We start from the raw sequence: 746 nt of genomic DNA on the forward strand, positions 1-746 counted from the left end.
GCAGGGTTAGGTTCAACGTGGTTAGTAACTGTATTAGTCTTGTAACCATGACCGTCATTAGTTTGTACAATAGAGTTCTTGAGATCACCAGTGGCATCATCCTTAACAGTTGCCTTAAAGGTAACTGTAAGTTTTTGACCCTTGTATGCATTTAAGAACTTAGCATTGTCAAGAGGGGTGATTGTCCAAGAACCATCATCTGCATTCCAAGCCAATTTCACATCATCTTTAATGCTATTGCCCTTAGCATCCTTAACAGACCATGCATCTTTACCAGCTAAGTCAACAGCTACCTTAGCTTGATCGTAATCATCAGAGAATGACCATACGTTAGCTAGTTCTTGTGTTGTGAATACGTGATTTGCTAATTCGGATAAGTCCCATGTACCAGTGTAATTAATTACTTGTCCATGAGAAATAGAAGTCTTATCAATGTTAGTGTTATCAGTATTAACTACAACCTTAGTTGGTTTTGGATCCGGTTCAACATTGTTTTTGACAGTATTAGACTTGTAGCCCTTGCTGTTATTAACTTGGTTCATTGTGTTGGTTAAAGTACCAAGAGCATCTGCTTTAACAACAGAGTTGAATGAAACAGTAAGCTTTTGACCCTTGTAAGTGTCCAAGAACTTAGCCTTGTCTTTAGGAGTTAATAGCCATTTACCATTCTTAAGGTCCCAAGTTGCAGTTAATTGGTCGGTAATGTTATTACCTTTAGCATCCTTAACCTTAAGTGTTGCTGTATT

Annotated in this window: 1 protein-coding gene; it reads right to left on the reverse strand. The window is 37.8% G+C overall.

The genetic code is table 11. The annotated features are described in order from the left end of the window. Positions 1 to 746: SspB-related isopeptide-forming adhesin (locus FC36_RS10090; protein WP_338086217.1), on the reverse strand; the 746-nt coding region annotated here is incomplete at both ends.

It is taken from the genome of Ligilactobacillus equi DSM 15833 = JCM 10991 (genome assembly GCF_001435735.1).
Classification (GTDB): Bacteria; Bacillota; Bacilli; order Lactobacillales; family Lactobacillaceae; genus Ligilactobacillus; species Ligilactobacillus equi.